This is a genomic window from Paraburkholderia caledonica (assembly GCF_000383275.1).
GTDB lineage: Bacteria > Pseudomonadota > Gammaproteobacteria > Burkholderiales > Burkholderiaceae > Paraburkholderia > Paraburkholderia caledonica.
In genome coordinates this window covers 46,440-69,802 of sequence record NZ_KB911042.1, presented here as the reverse complement: position 1 = coordinate 69,802, position 23,363 = coordinate 46,440, and the positions used below count along the sequence as shown (strand labels likewise).

General features: G+C 62.8%; 22 protein-coding genes. 15 read left to right on the top strand and 7 right to left on the bottom strand.

Annotated elements, in window-relative coordinates; translation table 11 throughout:
- Nucleotide 1 precedes the first annotated feature (1 nt).
- Complete coding sequence (gene secF, locus H281_RS0123990) at nucleotides 2–952, top strand: protein translocase subunit SecF (protein ID WP_020069677.1); 951 nt, start codon at nucleotides 2–4, stop codon at nucleotides 950–952.
- A 137-nt stretch (nucleotides 953–1,089) separates the two neighbouring features.
- Here secF and H281_RS0123985 read toward each other — a convergent pair whose 3' ends face one another.
- From H281_RS0123985 to H281_RS0123970, 4 genes are all read right to left on the bottom strand, one after another.
- Nucleotides 1,090–2,367, bottom strand: coding sequence for an MFS transporter (locus H281_RS0123985; protein ID WP_020069676.1), 1,278 nt, complete (start codon nucleotides 2,365–2,367; stop codon nucleotides 1,090–1,092).
- A gap of 320 nt (nucleotides 2,368–2,687) precedes the next feature.
- On the bottom strand, nucleotides 2,688–3,260 hold the full coding sequence (locus H281_RS0123980; RefSeq protein WP_020069675.1) for a YceI family protein: 573 nt from the start codon (nucleotides 3,258–3,260) through the stop codon (nucleotides 2,688–2,690).
- 63 nt (nucleotides 3,261–3,323) lie between these two features.
- On the bottom strand, nucleotides 3,324–3,887 hold the full coding sequence (locus H281_RS0123975; protein ID WP_020069674.1) for a YceI family protein: 564 nt from the start codon (nucleotides 3,885–3,887) through the stop codon (nucleotides 3,324–3,326).
- A gap of 8 nt (nucleotides 3,888–3,895) precedes the next feature.
- Nucleotides 3,896–4,456, bottom strand: coding sequence for a cytochrome b (locus H281_RS0123970; protein ID WP_020069673.1), 561 nt, complete (start codon nucleotides 4,454–4,456; stop codon nucleotides 3,896–3,898).
- A 375-nt stretch (nucleotides 4,457–4,831) separates the two neighbouring features.
- On the opposite strand from H281_RS0123970, the gene H281_RS0123965 reads away from it, so the two are divergent.
- From H281_RS0123965 to H281_RS0123935, 7 genes are all read left to right on the top strand, one after another.
- A complete protein-coding gene (locus tag H281_RS0123965) occupies nucleotides 4,832–5,611 on the top strand; it encodes a paraquat-inducible protein A (protein ID WP_020069672.1) in 780 nt (259 codons plus the stop codon).
- Nucleotides 5,612–5,618: 7 nt separating this feature from the next.
- Nucleotides 5,619–6,269, top strand: a complete 651-nt coding sequence (locus H281_RS0123960) for a paraquat-inducible protein A (RefSeq protein WP_020069671.1) — start codon at nucleotides 5,619–5,621, stop codon at nucleotides 6,267–6,269.
- Complete coding sequence (locus H281_RS0123955) at nucleotides 6,262–7,920, top strand: PqiB family protein (RefSeq protein WP_020069670.1); 1,659 nt, start codon at nucleotides 6,262–6,264, stop codon at nucleotides 7,918–7,920. Before H281_RS0123960 ends, H281_RS0123955 begins: the two co-directional genes overlap by 8 nt.
- Complete coding sequence (locus H281_RS0123950) at nucleotides 7,917–8,699, top strand: PqiC family protein (protein ID WP_020069669.1); 783 nt, start codon at nucleotides 7,917–7,919, stop codon at nucleotides 8,697–8,699. The genes H281_RS0123955 and H281_RS0123950 overlap by 4 nt, the downstream gene beginning before the upstream one ends.
- A 382-nt stretch (nucleotides 8,700–9,081) precedes the next feature.
- Nucleotides 9,082–10,371 (top strand): THUMP domain-containing class I SAM-dependent RNA methyltransferase, encoded by a 1,290-nt coding sequence (locus H281_RS0123945; protein WP_020069668.1) that lies wholly within the window; start codon nucleotides 9,082–9,084, stop codon nucleotides 10,369–10,371.
- 334 nt (nucleotides 10,372–10,705) lie between these two features.
- Complete coding sequence (locus H281_RS0123940) at nucleotides 10,706–11,089, top strand: VOC family protein (RefSeq protein WP_020069667.1); 384 nt, start codon at nucleotides 10,706–10,708, stop codon at nucleotides 11,087–11,089.
- A gap of 71 nt (nucleotides 11,090–11,160) precedes the next feature.
- Nucleotides 11,161–11,901 carry a helix-turn-helix transcriptional regulator gene (locus H281_RS0123935; RefSeq protein WP_020069666.1) on the top strand — a complete coding sequence of 247 codons (741 nt, stop codon included), beginning with the start codon at nucleotides 11,161–11,163 and terminating at the stop codon, nucleotides 11,899–11,901.
- Between the two features lie 109 nt (nucleotides 11,902–12,010).
- Here the strand turns inward: H281_RS0123935 and H281_RS0123930 are convergent, their stop codons facing one another.
- The 3 genes from H281_RS0123930 to H281_RS0123920 are packed head-to-tail and all read right to left on the bottom strand — an operon-like array spanning nucleotide 12,011 to nucleotide 14,963.
- Nucleotides 12,011–13,465, bottom strand: coding sequence for an NAD(P)(+) transhydrogenase (Re/Si-specific) subunit beta (locus tag H281_RS0123930; RefSeq protein ID WP_020069665.1), 1,455 nt, complete (start codon nucleotides 13,463–13,465; stop codon nucleotides 12,011–12,013).
- The gene (locus H281_RS0123925; protein ID WP_006047931.1) at nucleotides 13,465–13,794 is read right to left on the bottom strand and encodes an NAD(P) transhydrogenase subunit alpha; all 330 of its coding nucleotides are present in this window, start codon (nucleotides 13,792–13,794) and stop codon (nucleotides 13,465–13,467) included. Before H281_RS0123925 ends, H281_RS0123930 begins: the two co-directional genes overlap by 1 nt.
- 26 nt (nucleotides 13,795–13,820) lie before the next feature.
- Nucleotides 13,821–14,963: a Re/Si-specific NAD(P)(+) transhydrogenase subunit alpha gene (locus tag H281_RS0123920; RefSeq protein WP_020069664.1), complete on the bottom strand. Its 1,143-nt coding sequence runs from the start codon at nucleotides 14,961–14,963 to the stop codon at nucleotides 13,821–13,823.
- A gap of 292 nt (nucleotides 14,964–15,255) precedes the next feature.
- On the opposite strand from H281_RS0123920, the gene H281_RS0123915 reads away from it, so the two are divergent.
- The 7 genes from H281_RS0123915 (at nucleotide 15,256) to H281_RS0123885 (ending at nucleotide 23,344) form a co-directional block, all read left to right on the top strand.
- Entirely contained in the window at nucleotides 15,256–15,735 is a 480-nt protein-coding gene (locus H281_RS0123915) for an NUDIX hydrolase (protein ID WP_020069663.1), read from the top strand.
- A 70-nt stretch (nucleotides 15,736–15,805) separates the two neighbouring features.
- A complete protein-coding gene (gene mnmA, locus H281_RS0123910; RefSeq protein WP_020069662.1) occupies nucleotides 15,806–16,951 on the top strand; it encodes a tRNA 2-thiouridine(34) synthase MnmA in 1,146 nt (381 codons plus the stop codon).
- Nucleotides 16,952–17,097: 146 nt separating this feature from the next.
- Nucleotides 17,098–18,708 (top strand): FMN-binding glutamate synthase family protein, encoded by a 1,611-nt coding sequence (locus tag H281_RS0123905; RefSeq protein ID WP_020069661.1) that lies wholly within the window; start codon nucleotides 17,098–17,100, stop codon nucleotides 18,706–18,708.
- 146 nt (nucleotides 18,709–18,854) lie between these two features.
- Nucleotides 18,855–19,862 (top strand): glycine--tRNA ligase subunit alpha, encoded by a 1,008-nt coding sequence (gene glyQ, locus H281_RS34815; protein WP_084690169.1) that lies wholly within the window; start codon nucleotides 18,855–18,857, stop codon nucleotides 19,860–19,862.
- A 15-nt stretch (nucleotides 19,863–19,877) separates the two neighbouring features.
- Nucleotides 19,878–21,980 carry a glycine--tRNA ligase subunit beta gene (glyS, locus tag H281_RS0123895; protein ID WP_020069659.1) on the top strand — a complete coding sequence of 701 codons (2,103 nt, stop codon included), beginning with the start codon at nucleotides 19,878–19,880 and terminating at the stop codon, nucleotides 21,978–21,980.
- Between the two features lie 10 nt (nucleotides 21,981–21,990).
- Nucleotides 21,991–22,545, top strand: a complete 555-nt coding sequence (gene gmhB, locus H281_RS0123890) for a D-glycero-beta-D-manno-heptose 1,7-bisphosphate 7-phosphatase (protein WP_020069658.1) — start codon at nucleotides 21,991–21,993, stop codon at nucleotides 22,543–22,545.
- A gap of 40 nt (nucleotides 22,546–22,585) precedes the next feature.
- A complete protein-coding gene (locus H281_RS0123885; RefSeq protein ID WP_020069657.1) occupies nucleotides 22,586–23,344 on the top strand; it encodes a lysophospholipid acyltransferase family protein in 759 nt (252 codons plus the stop codon).
- Nucleotides 23,345–23,363 lie beyond the last annotated feature (19 nt).

Sequence of the window (23,363 nt, the reverse complement as noted above, 5' to 3'; positions counted from 1 at the left end):
CATGGAATTTTTCCGCTTTCGTAAAGACATTCCGTTCATGCAGCGTGCGTTGATCTTCAACGCAATTTCGCTGCTGACGTTCCTCGCCGCGGTGTTTTTTCTCGTGCACCGGGGACTGCATCTGTCGGTGGAGTTCACCGGCGGTACCGTGATCGAAGTCCAGTATCCGGGTGCCGCGCCGCTCGATCCGGTGCGTGGCACGCTGAGCAAGCTCGGCTACGCCGACGCGCAGGTGCAGAACTTCGGCACCTCACGCGACGTGCTAATCCGTTTGCCGCTCAAGCAGGGTTTGACGTCCGCGCAGCAAAGCGATCAGGTCATGAGCGCGCTGAAAACCGAAACGCCGCAGGTGCAGTTGCAGCGCGTCGAGTTCGTCGGTCCGCAGGTCGGCAAGGAACTCGCCACCGACGGCTTGCTGGCGCTCGCCTGCGTGGTCGCGGGCATCGTGATCTATCTGTCGTTCCGCTTCGAATGGAAGTACGCGGTGGCGGGCGTGATCGCGAACTTGCACGACGTCGTGATCATTCTCGGTTTTTTCGCGTTTTTCCAGTGGGAGTTCTCGCTGTCGGTGCTGGCCGCCGTGCTCGCGGTGCTCGGCTATTCGGTGAACGAATCGGTGGTTATCTTCGACCGGATTCGTGAGACGTTCCGCCGCGAGCGCAAGATGACCGTGATCGAAGTGATCAACCACGCAATCACGAGCACCATGTCGCGAACCGTCATCACGCACGGATGTACGCAGATGATGGTGCTGTCGATGTTCCTGTTCGGCGGCCCGACACTGCACTACTTCGCTTTGGCGCTGACGGTCGGTATTCTGTTCGGTATCTACTCGTCGGTGTTCGTTGCCGCGGCGCTTGCCATGTGGTTCGGCGTGAAGCGCGACGATCTGATCAAAGACAAGAAAGATCGCGTCGATCCGAACGATCCGAACGCGGGCGCTCAGGTTTGATCGCGTTAAAGTAAGTAACGCATTGGCAACAAAAAAGGCCGGTTCATCGCGAACCGGCCTTTTTGTTTGTGGCGTTGTCCTCAGCGCTTCACTGTCCGACTCGCCGGGCTCGCCGACTGACTGAAACCGCCGACATTCTACCGAAAGCCCAATTTGCGCCGCGCCGCAATCAGCGCCGCGACACTCAGGAGCGCGGCAAAAATCAGGTAGTAACTGGGCGCGGCCTTCGAACCCGTGAAGCCGATCAACCACGCGATGATGAACGGCCCGAAGCCGCCGAAAACGGTCACCGCGATGTTATAGGCAAGCGACATGCCGGTCGTGCGTGTCTGCACCGGAAACATCTCAGACAGCAAACCCGGCAACGCCGCGAAATAGCCTGTCATGAGAAAGCCGAGCACCACCTGGAGTGCGATCAGCGTGCCAAAGGTTGGATGCGCGACGAGATACACGAACGCCGGATAAATCAGTACGAGAAGCAGCACTGCCGAAATCAGCATGATCGTGGTGCGCCCATGCCGGTCCGACAGATGCCCGACCACCGGCGCAAACACCATCTGAATCAGGCCCGTCAGCGCGATGGCGGAGAACGCGACCGAAGGTGCGAGCCCCAGTTGCTTCACGCCGAAGGTCGGCATGAACAGCACGAGGTAAGTCGACACAGTCCCAAGCACCACCGCGCCGATTGCGATCAGTAGCCGCAGTTTCTGACTCGTGAACGTGTCGCGCAGCGGCGTGCTCGTCGTTTCGGCAGCGAGAAACTCCGGCGTTTCATCGAGCTTCGTGCGGATGTACCAGGCGACTGGTCCGATCAGGAGCCCGAAGAAGAACGGCACGCGCCATCCCCATGACGCCATCTGGTCCGGCGTCAGATTGCCCGTCAGTGCGACGCCGAAACCCGCGGCAAGCAGCGTAGTGAGCCCCTGGCTTGCGACCTGCCAGCTTGCGAAAAAGCCGCGCCGCCCCGGCACATGTTCCGCGAGGAAGGCGGTGGCGCTGCCGAACTCACCGCCCGCCGAAAAACCCTGCATCAATCGCGCGATGACGAGAATCACGGGCGCGGCAATGCCAATGCTCCTGTAAGTCGGCAAAACCGCGATGATCAGGGTGCCGCCCATCATCAGCAGAATGGACAGCGTGAGCGCGGCCTTGCGCCCGGCGCGGTCCGCGTATGCGCCAATCACGATTGCACCGAGCGGACGCATGAAGAACGACACGCCGAACGTGCCGAGCGTGAGCAGCAGCGAAACGGTGTCGTTGCCGGCGGGAAAGAACAGCTTGGCGATGACCACGGCGAAAAAGCCGTAGACGACCAGATCGAACCACTCCAGCGCGTTGCCGATCGATGCGGCGATCACCGCCCGCCACGAATTTCGCCGGCTTCCCGCAAGGCTTGCTGCTGTCGTTGCGTTCATGCAGATCTCCAGTTTGCGCGAATATTATGGATGCGGACTCAGGCCCCATCTCGCCGTATTGGATGCGCGCACAACCAACGCGGTGCCAGCGCTCTATGTACCCGAAAAATTAAACCGAGGCGAGCGGCAAATTACGCGCCCGCGCCGCATAACGCTCGCACGGCTTGATGCGCGGCCGGCTCCATGAAAAAACCGCTTCGTCGCGGAAGCGAACGAAGCGGTCATATATTCAGCGAGACGCGAAGCGCTGTTCGTGCTGCGCCGCAACGGCGGCGTCATCGCGTCATTGTGAATCGGTGCGCATGCACGCACCTCAGCGGTTACTGTTGCTTGATGCCTTCAGCCTGAATGTGCAGCTTGGTGTCCATATTGAAGCCGTACTTTGTGCCGAAGTCGATACCGTAGTCCGCGCGGTCGAAATGACCGCTCGCTTCCACGCCGCACACTTCGCGCTTGAGCACCGGGTGCTGCATGCACTTGAACGACTCGACCTTCAGGTTCAGCGGCTTCGTCACGCCGTGCAGCGTCAAGGTGCCGATCACTTCCGAAGGCTTGTCGCCGTCGAACTTGATGTCCGTTCCTTTGTAGGTCGCGGCGGGAAACTTCGACACGTCGAAGAATTCAGCCGACTTCAGATGGTCGTCGAGCTTGCCGTTCCCGGTGGCGATCGAAGCGGGATCCACGTTCACTTCGACGGTACCCGTCTTTGCGGTGCGGTCCAGCGTGACAGTGCCGGAACTCTTCGTGAACTTGCCGCGCCACACGGACAGGCCGCCGAAGTGGTCTGCTTCGAAGCTCGGATAGGTGTGAGTCGGGTCGAGCTGATAAGTGTCCGCGGCGGCGAATGCGCTGAGCGAAACACAGGAGGCCAATGCACCGGCGGCGATCAACATGGATGTCTTCAATTCATGCTCCCAGTCAGTTAAAAACGGCTGCACTGAACCGCGCGGCGCAAGTTATTTATGTGCGGCGACGATATGAAACTTGATGACCACGTCATCGGCAACAACCGACGTGTCTTTCCATTCGCCCGTGCCGATGTCGAATTGCGAGCGCTTGATCGGCAATGAACCGTCGAACGTTTGCGTCGCGCCTTGCTGCGTCACGGTGACCGGCACCACCACCGTCTGCGATTTGCCCTTGATGGTCAGCTTGCCAGTCACTTTGTACTGGTTGCCGCCGGCCGGCGCAATGGCGCTGGAAACGAACGTGGCGCTGGGATAGCTCTTTGCGTCGAACCATTCCTTGCCGCGCACCTGATCGTTGTAGCTCTCGTCGCCTAGATCGTAGCTGCCGACGTCGATGTTCAGCTGAGCGCTGCCTTCGGTCGGCTTGGCCGGGTCGAACTTGATCTGCGCGCTGAATTTGCCGAACTTGCCTTCCACCGGCACGTTCATCTGCTTGGACGTGGCCGTCACCGAACTCTTTGCGACATCGACCTGGGCCAGCGCGCTGCCAGTTGCGGTCAGCGAAAGCGCGGCAAATGCGGCGAGCATATAGCGATAAAACGAGACCTTCATGGTTGTCCTTATTTGAGGAAGGGAAGCATGCGCGACAGCAAGCCGTCGCGGTCCAGCCACTGATGCTTGAGCGCCGCCGCTACATGCAGTCCGACCAGCACCAGCAATGTGTAATTCAGCGCGATATGGACGTTCTTGAGCAATTCCTTCAGATGCGGGTCCGGCGCGATCAGACGCGGCAGCGGAATCAACCCGAGATAGACAACCGGCACATTTGCCGCCGAGCTGTACAGATAGCCGGAAACGGGAATCGCGATCATCAATACATAGAGCAGCACATGCACGAAGTGCGCGGCGCCGCGCTGCCAGGCGGGCATGCGGCGCGGCATCGCCGGAGCGCCATGCGTTGCGCGCCAGAGAATGCGCACGATAGCCAGCGCAAATACCGTCACGCCAATCCATTTATGCCACGAGAAATAGCGCAGTTTGGTCGGCGTGAAGCCAGGGATGTCGGTCATCACCCAGCCGAGCGCAAAGCCGCAGACGATCAGCAATGCGATCAGCCAATGAAAGGCAATGGCAGTCCGCGTGTACGACTCCCGGCCACCGAATGAAGGGTTGTGTGCCATGACAGGTGAACGCTTGCTAAGAGAGGTTAACGGTGCGGCAGGCCCGGCTATTCCGTGCCGATGCAAAGTCTATCGGCGGATAACCCGGTGCCGCGGCCTTCGAGACACGCCAGGCCGCCATGCTACCCGAAGCGGAAAAAGCTGGCTGCGGCAACGCGAAATTTACCGAAAGGCGACTTGGGGCGCGCCTCGCCACGCCGTTGAACAATTGGGGACGGACGCTGTCAGAGCTTTCATTCACAAGGCGCAGCGCCCACGCGCGCGCCTGCAACGCGTTTGGTACTATTGCTGCACAAATTTTTTCGAACTGCGTTATTCGCCCACACTTGCGACCGGCATTGCACGCTTACTCACATATCGTTGGCCCGCTGCCGTATGGAAAATGACAACCTGATTGCGTGCCACGAGTGCGATACGCTATTCCGCAAGCCGCGGCTTGCCGGGCGCAAACTCGCGCGCTGTCCGCGTTGCCGTGCGACGCTCTACAGCGGCGTGTCGCGCAAGCTGGAGGGCATCAGCGCCATGACGCTCGCCGCGCTGATCACATTCCTGATCGCGCAGGGATTTCCCATCGTCGAACTCGAGACCAATGGCATTACCTCGCAGACCACGCTGTTCGGCGCGCTCGTCGCGCTCTGGAACGAGGACATGCAGATCGTCGCCGTCATGGTGTTCTGCTCGACCATTCTGTTTCCGCTCACCGAACTCGTCGCGCTGCTCTACGTTCTGATCCCGCTGCGCTCCGGCTATGTGCCTGCGGGCTTCAACCGCGTCTTGCGCGCAATCCAGTTCGTGCGTCCCTGGGGGATGATCGAAGTGTTCATGCTCGGTGTGCTGATCACCATCGTGAAGATGGTCAGTCTCGCGCGCGTGATACCCGAGGCGGCGCTCTTCGCGTTCGGCGCGCTGACACTGATGTTCGCCGTGGTCGTCACCTTCGACCCGCGCATTCTGTGGGATCTCGCGGACGAACTCGGCGCACGCAGTCAGCGGCCACTGCCGCGCAGTTCGGCCGATAGCGCGGCACTCGCGGTCGGCGCGGTTGCCGGCCCGCCCGCTCCGCCCGCGCTGCAAGTCGACGCTGAGCCGGGCGTAGACCGCGGCCAGGCCCCCGACGCAAGCCCCGGCGTACCGCCGGCGCCGCATCGAGGGTGAGCCGCGCATGAAATACATCACCGCAAGACGCGCGGGCCTCGTCGCCTGCCACGCGTGTGGACGTGTCGAACCGCGCATCCGCTCGATCACGCCGCAGCATTGCTCACGGTGCGGCTCGCGCCTGCACTCACGCAATCCGGACAGCCTCATGCGCACGTGGGCGCTGCTGATCGCGGCGGCGTTGCTGTATATTCCGGCAAATTTGTTGCCGGTCATGCATACCTCGTCGCTGCTGGGTTCGGAGGACGACACCATCATGAGCGGCGTCGTGTACTTCTGGACGTCCGGCGACTGGCCGCTTGCGGTAATCGTGTTCGTCGCCAGCATCATGGTGCCGATGCTCAAGCTGAGCGTGCTCGCGCTCCTCACCATTACCGCGCAGCGCCGCTCGCGCTGGCGTCCGGAGCAACGCACCACGCTTTACCGGATGGTCGAACGGATCGGCCGCTGGTCGATGCTCGACGTGTTCGTGGTCACATTGACGGTCGCGCTGGTGCGCTTCAAGTCGCTTGCAGTCATCACGGCTGGACCGGGCGCGATCGCGTTCGGCTCGGTGGTGATCCTCACGATGATGGCATCCATGCAATTCGATCCACGGCTCATCTGGGACGACGTGGACGGCAGTACTCAAAAACCTCAGGATCTCGAACATGACTAGCCCGCCAGGACCGACGCCCGCCTCCGATGCGCCGCGCAACGATTCGAACGGACCGCAGTTGCCGCCCCAACTCCCAGACCCCCAGATCGAGCCGCGCAGCCGCTGGCTGCCGTCGCTCGTCTGGGTGATTCCCTTGATCGCCGCGCTGATCGGTATTGCGCTCGTCATCAAGTCGGCGACGGAGAAAGGCCCGACCATCACGATCAGTTTCGTCAGCGCCGAAGGGCTCGAGCCCGGCAAAACCAAGGTCAAGTACAAGGACGTCGACGTTGGCGCGGTGAAGTCGATCACGTTGTCGAAAGATCTTTCTCACGTACTCGTGCAGGTGCAGTTGACGAAGGAAGGCGAAGACTTCGCGGTCAAGGACTCCCGCTTCTGGGTCGTGCGCCCGCGGGTGGGCGCAAGCGGCGTGTCCGGGCTCACCACGCTCCTTTCGGGCGCCTATATCGGCGCGGACGCCGGCCATTCGCCCGACAGCGAGAAAAATTTTGTCGGCCTCGAGACGCCCCCACCTATTACCGGCGACCAGAAGGGTCACCAGTTCATCCTGCACGGCGATTCGCTAGGCTCGATCGACATCGGTTCGCCGATTTTCTACCGTCGCGTGCAGGTCGGCCAGGTGGTGGGCTTCTCGCTCGACAAGGACGGCACCGGCGTGACGATGCAGGTGTTCGTGTCCGCACCGTTCGACCAGTACGTCGGCACCAATTCACGCTGGTGGCATGCGAGTGGCGTCGATCTGCGGCTCGATTCGAGCGGTTTCAAGCTGAATACGCAGTCGCTCGCGACGGTGATCGTCGGCGGTTTGTCGTTCCAGTCGCCGCCCGGCCAGGGCGTGGGCGCGCAGGCGCCGAACAACATGACGTTCCGCCTCGGCTCGGACGAGGGCGACGCGATGCGCGAGCCGGACGGCGAGCCGCTGCGCGTCGTGATGAACTTCAACCAGTCGCTGCGTGGGCTGTCGGTCGGCGCCACGGTGGACTTCCGCGGCATCGTGCTAGGTCAGGTGACGAACATCGGCATCGACTACGATCCGAAAACGCGCAGCTTCACGATGCCCGTGACCATGAACATCTACCCGGACCGCCTCGGCAAGCGCTTCCGCGAAACGGCTCCGGCGCCGGGCAGCCTTGCTGGTCAGAACCTGTTGCAACAACTGGTCAAACACGGTCTGCGCGGCCAGTTGCGCACGGGCAATCTGATCACGAGCCAGCTCTATGTTGCGCTCGATATCTTCCCGAAGGCGCCGCCGGCCACTGTCGACGTAGCAAGCGATCCGCTCGAATTGCCGACCATTCCGAACACGCTCGACGAGTTGCAGCTCCAGGTGGCGGACATCGCGAAGAAGCTCGACAAGGTACCGTTCGACCAGATCGGCAACAACCTGAACAGCGCGCTCAAGAATGCCGATCAGCTCTTCAAGCGCCTCGACACGGAAGTCGTGCCGCAAGCCCGCGACACGCTGGCGGCGGCGAAGCAGACCTTCGGCTCGGCGGAGGCGACGTTGCAGCAGGACTCGCCGTTGCAGTCGGACGTGCATCAGGCGTTGCAGGAATTGACGCGGACGTTGCAGTCGCTGAATGCGCTGTCGGATTATCTGGAGCGCCACCCCGAATCGTTATTGCGCGGTAAAGCAGGAGATAAACCATGATGTTTGCCCGCCTTTCCAGACTGTCCCGGCTTTCGCGCCTGCCGGGCGGGCCCGCGCGCAACGCTTTCCAAGCCGGTGCACTCGTCGCCGTGCTCGCACTGGCGGCGTGTGCATCGCCGAGTAGCCGGTTCTATACGCTCGGCGGCGCAAGTGTGGGCGCTTCAGGGAGCACGCCAGCGGGCGCGTCGAGCGTGCGTACGGCGGCGGCGCCGGCGTGGCTGATCGAAGTCGCACCGATCGACGTGCCGCCGCAAGTTGCCAAGACGCAGTTGGTCGTGCAGACGGGACCGACCCAGGTGAAGGTGCTGGAAGAAGAGCGTTGGGCGTCATTGCCAGGCGACGAACTGCGCCGGGCGTTGTCGACAAGTCTCACGCAGCAGTTGAATACGATCGATGTGTATGGCACCGCTTATTCGGATACGACGCCCGTGTATCGGGTCAGCGTGAATGTGCAGCGGTTCGAATCGTGGCCGGTGTCGCATGCGCTGATCGACGCGGTGTGGAGCGTGCGGGCTGTTCGGAGTACTGCTGTGATGACTTGTCGCAGTGTCGTGAGCGAGCAGGTCGGGAGTGGGTACGACTCGCTTGTCGATGGGCATCGGAGGGCTTTGCAGCGGGTTTCCGAGCAGGTGGCGGGGGCTTTGCGGGCGATGGCTGCTGCTTCTTCTGCTTCTGCCGGTGCCGCTGCTGCTGGCGCTTCTGCTTCGCAGGCAAAGGGGGCGGCGCGGGTCAATGTGCCGGCTTGTCCCTCCGACGGGGCAGCTGTTGCTGCGGGGTAGGTTTCGAAGGAGCTTGGGTTCCTTTGCCGTTTGAACCCCTTGGCCTTTCCTTGATTTCACGGTGGTCTATTGGCACTGCCCCTGTGCGGGGCGGCACTTACTTTCTTTGCATGCCGCAAAGAAAGTAAGCAAAGAAAGCGGCTTTGCACCGCTAGCTCATAAGCGGGTCCCCTGGCTCGGAGGGGGTAGTGGTGCATCTGGAATCTGTGCCCTCGCACACCCCGCGTTTTTGACAAGGCAGTCATACCTCCCGCCTTGCACCGCGTGCTCGTCGGAAAGGTCTGCTCTCGAACCGCTCGCCTTGATTCCGTCAGCGAAAAAACGCGCCAGCCAACCGCGTACAATACGCCCTTACCCAACGCCCACCGGCTCGCCCCACCCCATGTCCTTTGATTTCTTCCTCCCCTGCCCGCGCGGCCTCGAAGCCTCGCTCGCCACTGAACTCGCCGAAATCGCCGCGAAACATCTGAACGGCGCGCCATTCTCGGCGGGGTCGCAAGTCCCCGGCGGCGTGCACTTCCGCGGCGGTTGGGCGGCCGGCATGGCGGCCAATCTGCATTCGCGCATCGCGAGCCGCGTGTTGCTGAAAATCGCGCATCGCCCGTATCGCAGTGAACAGGACATCTACGCGCTCGCCGTCGAACAACGTTGGGAGCAGTGGTTCTCCGCGAACGAAACTTTGCGCGTCGACGTTACCGCGATCAAGTCGCCGCTGCGCAGCCTCGAATTCACCACGCTGCGCGTAAAGGATGCCATCTGCGATCGGCTGCGCGAAGTCAGCGGCGCGCGCCCGAACATCGACACCGCGACGCCCGACGTCCGCGTGTTCGCGTTTCTCACGGCGACCGACTGCACGCTCTACCTCGACACGTCCGGCGATCCGCTCTTCAAGCGCGGCTGGCGCCTCGACAAGGGCGCCGCGCCGCTGCGCGAGAATCTCGCGGCGGGCATCCTGCGTCTGACGGGCTGGAATGCAGGCACGCCGCTGTACGACCCGATGTGCGGCAGCGGCACATTCCTCGCCGAAGCCGCGCAAGTCGCGCTGAACATCGCGCCAGGCGCGGAACGCCGCTTCGGCTTCGAAAAGCTCAAGCAATACGACAGCAAAACCTGGCAAACACTGAAGGCCGCCGCGCTCGACGCCAAGCACGCCGCTCGTACCTCGCGCGCCGATCTGCAAATATTCGGCAGCGACATTTCCGGCGACATGCTCGACAAAGCGCGTGCGAATTTCCAGCGCGCAGGCTTGCCGTCGATCCCGCTCAAACAGGTCGACGCGCGCGGCATGACGCCGCCGAGCTCCGAGCCGGGCATTCTCGTCGCGAATCCCCCGTACGGCGAACGGATCGAAGTGCGCGGACGCAACGCGCGCGGCGAAATCCGCGAACCGCGCAACCGCGATAATCGCGATGACGACAGCTTCCGCCGCGCCCAGGAAGAAACGCCGGACAGCGAATTTTTCCAGTCGCTCGGCGACGCGCTCAAGCAACGCTTTACCGGCTGGCACGCGTTCATCCTGACTTCGGACCGCAAGTTGCCCGGCCAGTTGCGTCTGCGCGAATCGACCAAGACGCCGCTTTTCAACGGCGCGCTCGAATGCCGACTGTTCCGCTTCGACCTCATCGCAGGCAGCGTGCGCCAGCGGCCGCAGAACGACACGCCCGCCGATTGACGCTAGCCGCTCGCCACGCACCGTTTTTCCGGCGTAGAGGCGCGGCTTGCGCACCTCATAAACCCGAGCACAGACCGAAGCACAAGTAAAAGCAGAAGCAGGCCAAAGAAACCGCGGAACCGACTCCCGCGGTTTTTTTTCGCGTCGCCGAAACCGCACGCCCGACTCCTCCTTCTCGCACCCTACTGACACCACGCTGTCAGCAGCACGCCCGCACACTTCTCCTCACGCCATCCGGCGCTTTATACGGCTTATCCGCCGTCCATCCACCGAACCATCTTGCATGGGACCAGAGCAAGCGCTGAAGCACTGGCTCGGTCAACAGGAGAGTGTCATGTCTGCATCGTCGAAAGTTGTTGCATGGTTTGAGATCCCGTCCGTCGATTTCGATCGCGCTGTCCGCTTCTATGAAACCGCGCTCGACGTCAAACTGAATCGCCAGGAAATCGGTGGCCAGCCGATTGCGGTGTTCGGCTACGAAGAACCGGCCACGGGCGGCGCGATCGTCCATAGTCCGTCGATGACGCCGAACGGCGACGGCGTGCTCGTCTATCTGAACGCGCAGCCGACCGTGGACGCCGCTCTTGCCCGCATCGAAGAAGCCGGCGGCAAGACCGACGGTCCGGTCGTCAAGCTGCCGCAGGATATCGGCTATATCGCGTTCTTCACCGATACCGAAGGCAACCGCCTCGGCCTGCACTCGCGGACCAACGGCTAGGTCGCAGAGTGCACGCAGCGCAGCGCTAAACACCACGCGCACAGCGCCCGAAACGCTGACCGGAGCGCGGCATGCGGCGCTATCATCGCGGGACTGTCCCTGTCCTCTTCTACAAGACGCCCACGATGACGCGCCGCGCCGACCGCCTGTTCCAGATCGCCGAACTGCTGCGCGGCCGGCGTCTGACCACCGCGCAACAACTCGCCGACTGGCTCAACATCTCGCTGCGCACGGTCTATCGCGATGTGCGCGATCTGCAATTGTCGGGCGTGCCGATCGAGGGCGAGGCCGGCATTGGCTACCGGCTGAGCCGCGCGGCGAGTTTGCCGCCGCTCACCTTCACCGCCGACGAACTCGCGGCACTCGCCGCCGGCGCGCGCATGCTGGAATCCTGGGGCGGCTCCGACTTTGCAAGTGGAGCGCGCGGCGCGCTCGCCAAGATTGCCTCGGCGATGCCGGCGGACAAGCGCGCGTCGCTCGAAAGACTCGCTGTCTTCGCGCCGTCGTTCCATATCAGGAGTGATTTCTCGGCACAGCTCGACACGCTGCATCGAGCAATCGACACCCGGCAAATGGTGAGCTTTTCGTACACCGATGCAAACGGCGCGGCAACCGAGCGCCGCGTGTGGCCGCTCGCGCTCGCGTATTGGGGTGCGCGCTGGACGCTAGGCGCGTGGTGTGAATTGCGCGGCGACTTCCGCAACTTTGGACTGGAGCGGATTCAGGAACTGGAAGTGCGCGAACCTTATCCGGACCAGCAAGGCAGGCGGCTCGCGGACCTGTTGCGGCACGTCAACGCAAAGCCGCGCTAGCGCGACAATGCGAGCGATGCGTCGCGGCGGCCGGATTTTGAAATACAGACTTCCGGTGTGGATGGAGTCCCGCGTCAAAGGTCAAGAATCCGCGAGACTCCACACGCTTCTAGTCGACCGCCTTCACCATATCTTCGATCACCTTCTTGGCGTCGCCGAACACCATCATCGTCTTGTCCATGTAGAAGAGGTCGTTGTCGAGCCCGGCATAACCCGCCGCCATCGAGCGCTTGTTCACAATGACAGTGCGTGCCTTGTAAGCCTCGATGATCGGCATGCCCGCAATCGGCGACTTGGGATCGTTCTTCGCGGCCGGGTTCACCACGTCGTTCGCGCCGAGCACGAGCACCACGTCGACCTGGCCGAACTCGCCGTTGATGTCGTCCATTTCGAACACCATGTCGTACGGCACTTCGGCTTCGGCGAGCAGCACGTTCATATGGCCAGGCATCCGTCCCGCCACCGGGTGAATCGCGTACTTCACTTCAATGCCCTTCTCGACGAGCTTGTCGGTCAGCTCCTTCAACGCATGCTGCGCGCGCGCCACCGCAAGGCCATAACCCGGCACGATCACGACCGTTTCGGCGTTGCCGAGCATGAACGACGCATCGTCGGCGGAACCGGATTTCACCGGACGCTGCTCGGCCGAGCCGCCCGCTGCCGCCGCGCCCGCCTCATTGCCGAAGCCGCCCAGAATCACGTTGAAGAACGAGCGGTTCATCGCGCGGCACATGATGTACGACAGAATCGCACCCGAGGACCCAACCAGCGAGCCCGCGATGATCAGCATCGGATTGTTGAGCGAGAAGCCGATCCCTGCCGCCGCCCAGCCCGAGTACGAGTTGAGCATGGACACGACGACCGGCATATCCGCGCCGCCGATCGGAATGATGATCAGCACGCCGAGCACGAACGCGATCACCGTCATGACGATGAACGGCAGCCACGACTGCGTAAAAAAGAAGATGATGCCGAAGCCGAGCATCGCGATGGCGAGCATCAGGTTGATCAGGTGCTGGCCTGCGTACACGACCGGTGCGCCCTGAAAGAGGCGAAACTTGTATTTGCCCGAGAGCTTGCCAAACGCGATCACCGAACCGCTAAAAGTAATTGCGCCGACGAACGTACCGATAAACAGCTCGACGCGATTGCCGTAAGGCAGAAAGCCCGGCACCGGATACTCGGGATCGACGAGACCGAATGCGGCCGGCTCCGACACCACCGCATACGCAATGCAGACCGCCGCGAGACCGATCAGCGAGTGCATGGCCGCGACGAGCTCCGGCATCTTGGTCATCTCGACGCGCGCGGCGACGAACGCGCCGATAGCGCCGCCAATGATCAAAGCGACCAGCAGCAGTCCAAGACCCAGGCCAAGATTCGATCCGAGCGCGGTGGCCTGCTTGGCGATCAAGGCAATGGTCGTGAGAATCGCAATCGCCATCCCGACCATGCCGAACGTATTGCCGATGCGCGCGGTCTTCGGATTCGACAGCCCCTTGAGCGCCTGAATGAAGCAGACGGACGCGACCAGATAAAGCAGCGTGACGACGTTCAGGCTCATTACGCGTTCTCCTTGCTCTTGTCGGCGATCAGCTTCTTCGGCTCTTTCTTGCGGAACATCTCCAGCATTCGCCGCGTGACGAGGAAGCCGCCGAACACATTGACCGCCGCGAGCGCGACGGCGAGCGTGCCAAAGAACTTGCCCGGCGTGCCGAGCGTGAGGCCGGTTGCCAGCATCGCGCCGACAATCACGATCGCCGAAATGGCATTCGTCACGGCCATGAGCGGCGTGTGCAGAGCCGGCGTGACGTTCCAGACCACGTGGTAGCCGACGTAAATCGCCAGCACGAAAATGATCAGGTTGATGACGGTGTGGTTGAGCACTTCCATCGCCGTTTCTCCTCGGTGGATTCGTTTTATGCCTTGCGCGCGACTTCGCCGTCGCGGGCAAGCAGCGTAGCGGCGACGATGTCGTCGGCGAGGTCGATATTCAGCGCGCCTTCCTTCGTCACGATCAGCTTGAGGAAGTCGAGCAGATTGCGCGCATAGAGCGACGAAGCGTCGGCGGGCACCATCGATGCCAGATTCGTGTAGCCGACAATCGTCACGCCATGCTTGACGACCACCTTGTCAGCTTCGGTCAGCGGACAGTTGCCGCCGCGCTGCCCTTCATAGTCCGCGCCGCGGCCCGCGGCAAGGTCGACCAGCACGGAGCCGGGTTTCATCGCCTGCACGGTTTCGACTGAGATCAGCGTCGGCGCCGCGCGGCCTGGAATCAATGCTGTGGAGATCACCACGTCGGCCTGCTTCGCGCGCTCGTGGACGAGCGCCGACTGTCGCTGCAGCCACGAGGGCGGCATGGGACGCGCATAGCCGCCGACGCCTTGGGCTGCTTCGCGCTCTTCATCGGTTTCATAAGGCACGTCGAGAAACTTCGCGCCAAGCGATTCGATCTGCTCTTTCACAGCCGGACGGACGTCGGACGCTTCGATCACGGCACCGAGGCGCTTGGCCGTCGCGATTGCCTGCAGGCCCGCCACGCCCGCGCCGAGAATCAGCACGCGCGCGGCTTTCACGGTGCCGGCCGCGGTCATCAGCATCGGCATGAAGCGCGGATACAGCGTCGCCGCGAGCAGCACGGCCTTGTATCCGGCGATGTTCGCCTGCGACGACAGCACGTCGAGGCTTTGCGCGCGAGTCGTTCTGGGCGCGGCTTCGAGCGCGAACGCGGTAACGCCGGCCGCAGCGAGTTTTAGCGCATTCTCTGCGTTGAACGGATCGAGCATGCCGACCAGCACTGCGCCGCGCTTGAGAAGCGGCAGTTCGGCTTCGGTTGGAGACTGCACTTTGAGGACGAGCTCGGCGCCAAACGCGCTGGCGGCGTCGACGATTTCCGCTCCGGCGGCTGTGAAGGCGTCGTCGGGAAAGCTGGCGCCAGCACCGGCGCCGCTCTGGATGGTGACCCGATGGCCCTGGCTCACGTACTTCTTGACCGTTTCGGGCGTCGCGGCGACGCGGGTTTCGTGCGCGCGCGTCTCGGCTGGCACTCCGATGTGCATCGTGCTTCCTCCTCGACTTACTGTTTGACGACAGATCGGCCGACGAGGCACGCCGGCTTGCAAGTGCAACGGCTAACGCCTCACTTTACCCGAAACATGGGGGGCGGCAGAAATCGGGGACAATCCGGGGGTGCCGGTGGGCTGGCGCGCCCGGGACCGTGCGTGTCGGGGTTCGGCGGCCGTTCTGGGTCGCGTCCGAGCCGCGCGCCCCGCAGCCTGCGATCCAACCGCCCGGCGTGCCGGCCGCCCGCTTCCCGGCAGCGAGTGCCTATAAACGGTAAAATGCGCACCCATGAAACCGGAAACCTGGCTACCGCACGTGACCGTCGCGGCCATCGTCGAGCGTGACGGGCGCTTTCTCGTGGTCGAGGAACACACGGCGGCCGGTCTGCGCCTGAATCAGCCGGCCGGTCATCTGGAAGCCGGCGAAACGCTGCTGGAAGCCGTGGTCCGCGAAACGCTCGAAGAAACCGCGCACCCGTTCACGCCCGAGGCGCTGGTCGGCATGTACATGACGCATTTCGAGCGGCCGGACAGCGAAGGCGTCACGTATTTGCGCTTCACTTATTGCGGCACCGGCGGCGAACGCGAGGCAACCCGCGCGCTCGATCCCGACATTGTGCGAACGTTGTGGATGAGCGCCGACGAACTGCGCGCCTGCCCCGAACGGCACCGCACGCCGCTCGTCATGCAATGCATCGACGATTACCTGGCAGGCCGGCGTTTCCCGCTCGACTTCGTGCATACGCATTCGGTCGGGCCGAAAAGGTAACCGCGGATAAAACCGCGCGTCAGCATCGACCCACGATCCATGAAGTTTCGCAGTACCCAGTGAGCATCTTATGAGCAAGCAGAAAGTCGTAGTAGGCATGTCGGGCGGCGTCGATTCGTCGGTTACCGCGTGGCTGCTCAAGGAACAGGGCTACGACGTGGTCGGCCTGTTCATGAAGAACTGGGAAGACGACGACGACAGCGAATACTGCTCGACGCGCCAGGACTGGATCGACGTGGTGTCGGTCGCGGACCTGATCGGCATCGACGTGGAAGCGGTCAACTTCGCGTCCGAATACAAAGACCGCGTGTTCGCCGAGTTCCTGCGCGAATATTCCGCGGGTCGCACGCCGAACCCGGACGTGCTGTGCAACGCCGAGATCAAATTCAAGGCCTTTCTCGACCACGCAATGTCGCTCGGCGCGGAAACCATCGCGACCGGCCACTACGCGCGCGTGCGTGAGAACAATGGCCGCTTCGAACTGCTGAAGGCGTTCGACCATACGAAAGATCAGTCGTACTTTCTTCATAGGTTGAACCAGGCGCAGTTGTCGAAGACGCTGTTTCCGCTCGGCGAAATTCCCAAAACGAAGGTGCGCGAAATCGCCGAACAGATCGCGCTGCCCAATGCGAAGAAGAAAGATTCCACCGGCATCTGCTTTATCGGCGAACGGCCGTTCCGCGACTTCCTGAACCGCTATCTGCCGACCAGGCCGGGCCCGATGAAAACTACCGACGGCAAAACGGTCGGCGAGCATATCGGACTTGCGTTTTACACGTTCGGACAGCGCAAGGGCATCGGTCTCGGCGGCAGCAAGGAAGGCAGCGGCGAGCCGTGGTTCGTGGCGGGCAAGGACATCGCGTCGAACACGCTGTATGTCGCGCAAGGTCACGATCATCCGTGGCTCCTGAGTCATACGCTCAGCGCGGGCAACACGAGCTGGGTCGCGGGCGAACCGCCGGCGGAAGGCTTCGCCTGCGGCGCGAAGACCCGCTACCGGCAGGCTGATGCACGCTGCACGTTCACGACGGCGAACTACGGCGAAAGCCTCTTCGAACTCAATTTCGACGATGCGCAATGGGCTGTCACACCGGGGCAATCGGCGGTGCTCTACGATGGCGACGTGTGCCTCGGCGGCGGCATCATCGAACATGCTGCGACTGCGCAGCCAACCGCGAGCGAGCCGCAACAAGCGGCGTTGCTGAGCGCGCGTTAAAGCCGCTCGCAGCTACCGGCAGTCCGCTTTTCCCGGCAGTCCGCTTTTCCCGACGGGCAGTCGCTCGTTCTCTTTCGCGGTAGATCCGTCCGCGCCGCCGGCGCCGGCAATCCCTCCGCGACGATCTTCACTGCACCGGAGTCCCCATGTTTGCTCGACGTTATCTGGCCATGTGGAGCGCAGTCGCGCTCCTCGCCGTTTGCGCGGCGCTCGCCGCGACGCATCATATGTCGTGGCTGTGGATCGCCGTGCCGCTCGCACTCGTCGCGCTCGGCCTCTTCGATCTGGGTCAGCAGCGGCACGCAATTCTTCGCAACTATCCACTGTGGGGCCATTTCCGTTTTCTGTTCGAGTTCATTCGCCCGGAAATCCGCCAATATTTCGTCGAAGGCGATACCGACGAAAAGCCGTTTTCGCGCGCTCAACGCAGCATCGTCTATCAGCGTGCAAAAAACGACGTCGATAGCCGCCCATATGGCACCGAGGTCGACGTCAAAGCCGTCGCGCACGAATGGATCAGCCACTCGCTTGCGCCCACCACGCTCGATAGTCACGACTTCCGCATCGTCGTCGGCGCCGAACGCGCGCAGCCCTACTCGATGTCGATCTTCAACGTCTCGGCAATGAGCTTCGGCTCGCTGTCCGCAAACGCAATCATGGCGCTGAACCTCGGCGCGAAGAAAGGCAACTTCGCGCACGACACCGGCGAAGGCTCGATGTCGAAGTATCACCGCGAGCACGGCGGCGACATCATCTGGGAAATCGCATCGGGCTATTTCGGCTGCCGTAACGACGACGGCACCTTCAGCGCGGAAAAATTCGCGAAGCAGGCGGCCGAACCGCAAGTGAAAATGATCGAGGTCAAGCTGTCGCAAGGCGCGAAGCCGGGTCATGGCGGCGTGTTGCCGGCCGCCAAAATCACACCTGAAATTGCGGAGACGCGCGGCGTGCCGATGGGCCGCGACTGCATTTCGCCGGCCACGCATTCGGAGTTTTCGACGCCGCGCGGGCTGCTCGAATTCGTCGACCGCTTGCGCACGTTATCGGGCGGCAAGCCGACCGGGTTCAAGCTATGTATCGGGCACCCGTGGGAATTTTTCGGCATTGCCAAGGCGATGCTGGAGACGGGCATTCTGCCGGACTTCATCGTAGTAGACGGCGCGGAAGGCGGCACGGGCGCAGCGCCGCTCGAGTTCACCGATCACGTCGGCGTGCCGTTGCAGGAAGGCCTGCTGCTCGTGCACAACACGCTGGTTGGCATCGGCTTGCGGCAACGGATTCGCATCGGCGCGAGCGGCAAGATGATCACCGCGTTCGACATCACGAAGACACTCGCGATTGGCGCGGACTGGGTCAACGCGGCCCGCGGCTTCATGTTCGCGGTGGGCTGCATTCAGGCGCAAACCTGCCACACGGGACGCTGCCCGACCGGCGTCGCGACGCAAGACCCGGTGCGCCAGCGTGCGCTCGTCGTACCGGACAAGGCCGACCGCGTGTTCAGCTTCCACCACAACACGCTGCATGCGCTGAAGGAAATCATTCAGGCCGCCGGGTTGAAACACCCCGCCGAGTTGCGCGCGCATCACATCGTGCGGCGAGTGTCGTCGCATGAGGTGCAGTTGATGTCCGAGTTGCTCAAGTATCTCGAACCGGACGATCTGCTCAACGGGAAATACCGCTACTCGTTGTATGAGAAGTGGTGGCCGGTCGCACAAAGCGATTCCTTTTCGCCGAAGGTGGAGTTGGCGGTGGCGTGAGGGAGCGCCGCTCGTCCTGCCAGTCCCTCCCCAAAACCGGACGCCCCCCCGCCTTTCCGTTAAAATCGCAGGTTTAGCACTTCGCTCCACGGCCGCCTCGCGCGCTCACGCGCTCGCGGCGCGGCCTCATGCCCGAAAGGCACTTCATGCTCACGTTTCAGCAAATCATTCTGACACTGCAATCCTATTGGGATAAGCAGGGTTGCGCGTTGCTCCAACCGATCGACATGGAAGTCGGCGCGGGCACCTCGCACGTCCACACTTTCCTGCGCGCGGTCGGCCCGGAACCGTGGCGCGCCGCCTACGTGCAGCCGTCGCGCCGCCCGAAAGACGGCCGCTATGGCGAGAACCCGAACCGCCTGCAGCATTACTACCAGTATCAGGTGGTGCTGAAGCCGGCGCCGGAGAACATCCTCGATCTGTATCTCGGCTCGCTGGAAGCACTCGGCTTCGACCTGAAGCAGAACGACGTGCGCTTCGTCGAAGACGACTGGGAAAATCCCACGCTCGGCGCGTGGGGGCTCGGCTGGGAAGTGTGGCTGAACGGCATGGAAGTGACCCAGTTCACTTATTTTCAGCAGGTCGGCGGCCTTGACTGCAAGCCGGTGCTCGGCGAAATCACGTACGGTCTCGAGCGCCTCGCGATGTATCTGCAAAAGGTCGAGAACGTCTACGACCTCGTCTGGACCGAGTGGGAGGAGCAAGGCCCGAACGGCCCGGAAACGCGCCGCCTCACTTATGGCGACGTGTACCACCAGAACGAAGTGGAACAGTCCACGTATAACTTCGAGCACGCGAACGTCGATCTTCTGTTCACGTTCTTCAACAGCTACGAAGCCGAAGCGAAGCGCATGATCGAAGCGCAGATCGCGCTGCCCGCCTATGAGCTCGTGCTGAAGGCCGGCCACACATTCAATCTGCTCGACGCGCGCGGCGCGATCTCGGTCACCGAGCGCGCGGCCTACATCGGCCGGATTCGCGCGCTGTCGCGCCTGGTCGCGCAGGCCTACTACGATTCACGCGAGAAGCTCGGCTTTCCGATGCTCGGCAATCCGGTGCACGCCGTGCCCGGCCTCACCACCGACGAGCAGGACGCCGCCATGCCCGCGTGGGCGCCGCCGCTGAAAGTCGAACGCAAGATCGACCCGGACTGACGAGAACATCAAGAAATGACTCAATCCCATCAAGCTACCCTGCTGGTCGAACTGCTGACCGAGGAACTGCCGCCGAAAGCGCTTGCCCGTCTCGGCGACGCCTTCGCGGAAGGTATTGCGGAGCGCCTCGCGGCGCGCGATCTGATCGAAGGCGAGCTGTCATTCGAGCGTTATGCGACGCCGCGCCGCCTCGCAGTCACAATCAAAAACGTGCGTACGGTTGCGCCGGAAAAGCATGTGCGCGAAAAGGTTCTACCGGTTTCCGTCGCGCTCGATAAAGACGGTCAGCCCACCGCGCCGCTCGCGAAAAAGCTCGCCGCGCTCGGCTTCCCCGACTTTTCAGTGAACGACCTGGAGCGCGCGCAGGACGGTAAGGCCGAAGCCTTCTTCCTGCGCTACGCCGCGCCGGGCGCCACGCTGGCAGAAGGCCTGCAGGCTGCTCTCGACGAAACGCTCGCCAAGCTGCCTATTCCCAAGGTGATGACCTACCAGCGCCCCGACGGCACGAACGTGCAGTTCGTGCGGCCGGCGCATCGCCTGACCGCGCTGCATGGCGAGCAGATCGTTCCGGTCAGTGCGCTCGGCATCGACGCAGACGACACCACGCTGGGTCATCGCTTCTTGTCCGAAGGCTTCGTGCAGATCCAGCACGCGGATTCGTATGCCGACACGCTGATGCACAAAGGCCGTGTGGTGCCGAACTTCGCCGACCGCAAGGAAACCATCCGCACGCATCTGCTTGCGCACGCTGACGGCGATCAGGTCGTGATGCCTGAATCGCTGCTGGACGAAGTGACGTCGCTGGTCGAATGGCCGGTCGTCTACGCATGCCGTTTCGAGGACGAATTCCTGCAAGTGCCGCAGGAATGTCTGATCCTCACCATGCAGACGAACCAGAAATACTTCGCGTTGACGGACGAGAACGGCAAGCTGCGCTCGCGCTTCCTGATCGTGTCGAACATCGAAACGTCCACGCCTGGCGATATCGTCGAAGGCAATGAGCGTGTGGTGCGCCCGCGTTTGGCCGATGCGAAATTCTTCTTCGAGCAGGACAAGAAGAAGCCGCTCGCCGACCGCGTGCCGTTGCTTGCGAACGTCGTGTATCACAACAAGCTCGGCTCGGCGCTGCAACGCGTGGAGCGCGTCGAAGCGCTGGCCGGCGCGATCGCCGGACTGATCGGCGCGGACGTGGCGCTCGCGAAGCGCGCCGCGCGTCTGGCCAAGGCCGATCTGATCACCGACATGGTCGGCGAGTTCCCCGAGCTGCAAGGCACGATGGGCACCTACTACGCGCGCCACGACGGCGAGCCGGAAGAAGTCGCGCTCGCATGCTCGGAACATTATCAGCCGCGTTTTTCCGGCGACGCGTTGCCGGGCACGGCAACCGGCACGGTCGTCGCGCTGGCCGACAAGCTCGAAACGCTGGTCGGCATCTGGGGCATCGGTCTGCAACCCACCGGCGAGAAAGACCCGTTCGCGTTGCGCCGTCACGCGCTCGGCGTGCTGCGCATTCTGGTCGAGAAGCAACTGGCCGTGGACTTCGTCGAACTGCTGCGCACCGCTTACGCGCAATTTGCCGCAGTGCCGAACGTCGTCGATTCGACGCAAGCCATCTACGACTTCAGCATGGATCGTCTGCGTGGTTTGTTGCGCGAACGCGGTCACGCGCCGGGCGAAATCGACGCGGTGCTCGCGCTCAACCCGACGCGTCTCGACGATATCGTCGCGCGCCTCGATGCAGTACGCGAGTTCGCGGCGTTGCCGGAAGCGGCATCGCTCGCGGCAGCCAACAAGCGCATCTCGAACATCCTGAAGAAGTCAGAAGGCGCGACCGCCACCGGCGGCGTGCAGGTCACGCTGCTCTTCGAACCGGCGGAAAAGGCCTTGCATGCGCAGCTGGAGCAGGTCGCGCCGCGTGTGCAGTCGCAACTCGCCGCACGCGATTACACGGGCGCGCTTACCGCGCTTGCCGCGTTGCGCGAACCGGTCGACACGTTCTTCAACGACGTGATGGTCAACGCTGAAGATCCGGCGCTGCGCGCGAATCGTCTGGCGCTGCTCGGCGCGCTGCATCAGCAGATGAATTGCGTCGCCGACATTTCCCGACTCGCCGCCTGAGCCGCACGCCATGCCGACCAAAAAAGTGGTGATCCTCGACCGCGACGGCGTGATCAACGCCGATTCCGACGCGTTCATCAAGTCGCCGGACGAGTGGGTCGCGTTGCCGGGTTCGCTCGAAGCGATTGCGCGTCTCAGCCAGGCGGGCTATCGCGTGGCGATCGCAACGAACCAGTCGGGCATCGGCCGGGGCCTGTTCGACATGAACGCACTCAATGCAATGCACCTCAAGATGCATCGCATGGCGGCGTCCGTAGGCGGGCGCATCGACGCGGTGTTCTTCTGCCCGCACACGGCGGAAGACCACTGCGAATGTCGCAAGCCGAAGCCCGGCATGCTGAAGATGATCAACGAGCGTTTCGAGGTCGACCCTGAGAACACGCCGGTGGTCGGCGACGCGATGCGCGACCTGCAAGCGGGCGCGGCGCTCGGCCACCCGGTTCATCTGGTGCTCACGGGCAAGGGCCGCAAGACGCTCACGGCCGGCGGCCTGCCGGATGGCACCGTCGTCCACGACGACCTGAGAGCGTTCGTGCTCGACTTCCTCGCCGACGCTCAAGAGTGATGCGTACCACGCGCGTCCCCACCCCTTACTGACCACGCCGATGCGCTTCATTCGTTCTATGCTGCTGCTGATTTACTTCATCGTGTTCACGGTGCCGTACGCGACCGCATGCTTCATTGCGTTCCCGTTCATGCGCGCCGATAGCCGCTACTGGATGGCGGCCGGCTGGTGCCGCGCAACGCTCAACGCGGTGCGCTGGCTCAACGGTATCCGCTACAAGATCGAGGGCATGGAGAACCTGCCCAACGGTCCGGCGGTGTTGTTGTCGAAGCATCAATCGGCATGGGAAACGCTGGCGTTTCCTGCCTTGATGCCTCGGCCGCTGTGCTACGTGTTCAAGCGCGAGTTGCTGTATGTGCCGTTTTTCGGCTGGGCGCTCGGCCTCCTGAAGATGGTTCATATCGACCGTAAAGAAGGCAAGTACGCGTTCGAATCGGTGATCAGGCAGGGCAAGGCACGCATGGCGGAAGGCGCGTGGGTGATCATGTTTCCGGAAGGCACACGCACGCCGACTGGCAAGCAGGGCAAGTACAAAACCGGCGGTGCGCGTTTTGCGATTGCAACCGGCGCGCCGGTCGTGCCGATCGCGCACAACGCCGGACGCGTGTGGCCTCGCAACTCGTTTATCAAATATGCGGGTATAGTCACAGTGTCGATCGGCAAGCCGATCGAGACCACGGGGCTCACGCCCGACGAAGTGAACACGCGCGTCGAACAGTGGATCGAAGCTGAAATGCGTCGCATCGATCCTACTGCGTATCGCGCGGCGGGAAGCAGTTCCGCCGCCGCACCTATCTGACGCGCCCACGCCCTCGAAG

Bases quoted from the DNA above. Each gene is read 5' to 3' on its own strand.
- H281_RS0123965 (WP_020069672.1), top strand. From the start codon at position 4,832: ATGGAAAATGACAACCTGATTGCGTGCCACGAGTGCGATACGCTATTC.
- H281_RS0123905 (WP_020069661.1), top strand. From the start codon at position 17,098: ATGTTTGCTCGACGTTATCTGGCCATGTGGAGCGCAGTCGCGCTCCTC.
- H281_RS0123915 (WP_020069663.1), top strand. From the start codon at position 15,256: ATGAAACCGGAAACCTGGCTACCGCACGTGACCGTCGCGGCCATCGTC.
- H281_RS0123975 (WP_020069674.1), bottom strand. From the start codon at position 3,887: ATGAAGGTCTCGTTTTATCGCTATATGCTCGCCGCATTTGCCGCGCTT.
- H281_RS0123920 (WP_020069664.1), bottom strand. From the start codon at position 14,963: ATGCACATCGGAGTGCCAGCCGAGACGCGCGCGCACGAAACCCGCGTC.
- H281_RS0123930 (WP_020069665.1), bottom strand. From the start codon at position 13,465: ATGAGCCTGAACGTCGTCACGCTGCTTTATCTGGTCGCGTCCGTCTGC.
- H281_RS0123885 (WP_020069657.1), top strand. From the start codon at position 22,586: ATGCGCTTCATTCGTTCTATGCTGCTGCTGATTTACTTCATCGTGTTC.
- H281_RS0123940 (WP_020069667.1), top strand. From the start codon at position 10,706: ATGTCTGCATCGTCGAAAGTTGTTGCATGGTTTGAGATCCCGTCCGTC.
- mnmA (WP_020069662.1), top strand. From the start codon at position 15,806: ATGAGCAAGCAGAAAGTCGTAGTAGGCATGTCGGGCGGCGTCGATTCG.
- H281_RS0123950 (WP_020069669.1), top strand. From the start codon at position 7,917: ATGATGTTTGCCCGCCTTTCCAGACTGTCCCGGCTTTCGCGCCTGCCG.
- H281_RS0123955 (WP_020069670.1), top strand. From the start codon at position 6,262: ATGACTAGCCCGCCAGGACCGACGCCCGCCTCCGATGCGCCGCGCAAC.
- H281_RS0123980 (WP_020069675.1), bottom strand. From the start codon at position 3,260: ATGTTGATCGCCGCCGGTGCATTGGCCTCCTGTGTTTCGCTCAGCGCA.
- H281_RS0123935 (WP_020069666.1), top strand. From the start codon at position 11,161: ATGCGGCGCTATCATCGCGGGACTGTCCCTGTCCTCTTCTACAAGACG.
- H281_RS0123925 (WP_006047931.1), bottom strand. From the start codon at position 13,794: ATGGAAGTGCTCAACCACACCGTCATCAACCTGATCATTTTCGTGCTG.
- glyQ (WP_084690169.1), top strand. From the start codon at position 18,855: ATGCTCACGTTTCAGCAAATCATTCTGACACTGCAATCCTATTGGGAT.
- H281_RS0123970 (WP_020069673.1), bottom strand. From the start codon at position 4,456: ATGGCACACAACCCTTCATTCGGTGGCCGGGAGTCGTACACGCGGACT.
- H281_RS0123945 (WP_020069668.1), top strand. From the start codon at position 9,082: ATGTCCTTTGATTTCTTCCTCCCCTGCCCGCGCGGCCTCGAAGCCTCG.
- glyS (WP_020069659.1), top strand. From the start codon at position 19,878: ATGACTCAATCCCATCAAGCTACCCTGCTGGTCGAACTGCTGACCGAG.
- secF (WP_020069677.1), top strand. From the start codon at position 2: ATGGAATTTTTCCGCTTTCGTAAAGACATTCCGTTCATGCAGCGTGCG.
- H281_RS0123960 (WP_020069671.1), top strand. From the start codon at position 5,619: ATGAAATACATCACCGCAAGACGCGCGGGCCTCGTCGCCTGCCACGCG.
- H281_RS0123985 (WP_020069676.1), bottom strand. From the start codon at position 2,367: ATGAACGCAACGACAGCAGCAAGCCTTGCGGGAAGCCGGCGAAATTCG.
- gmhB (WP_020069658.1), top strand. From the start codon at position 21,991: ATGCCGACCAAAAAAGTGGTGATCCTCGACCGCGACGGCGTGATCAAC.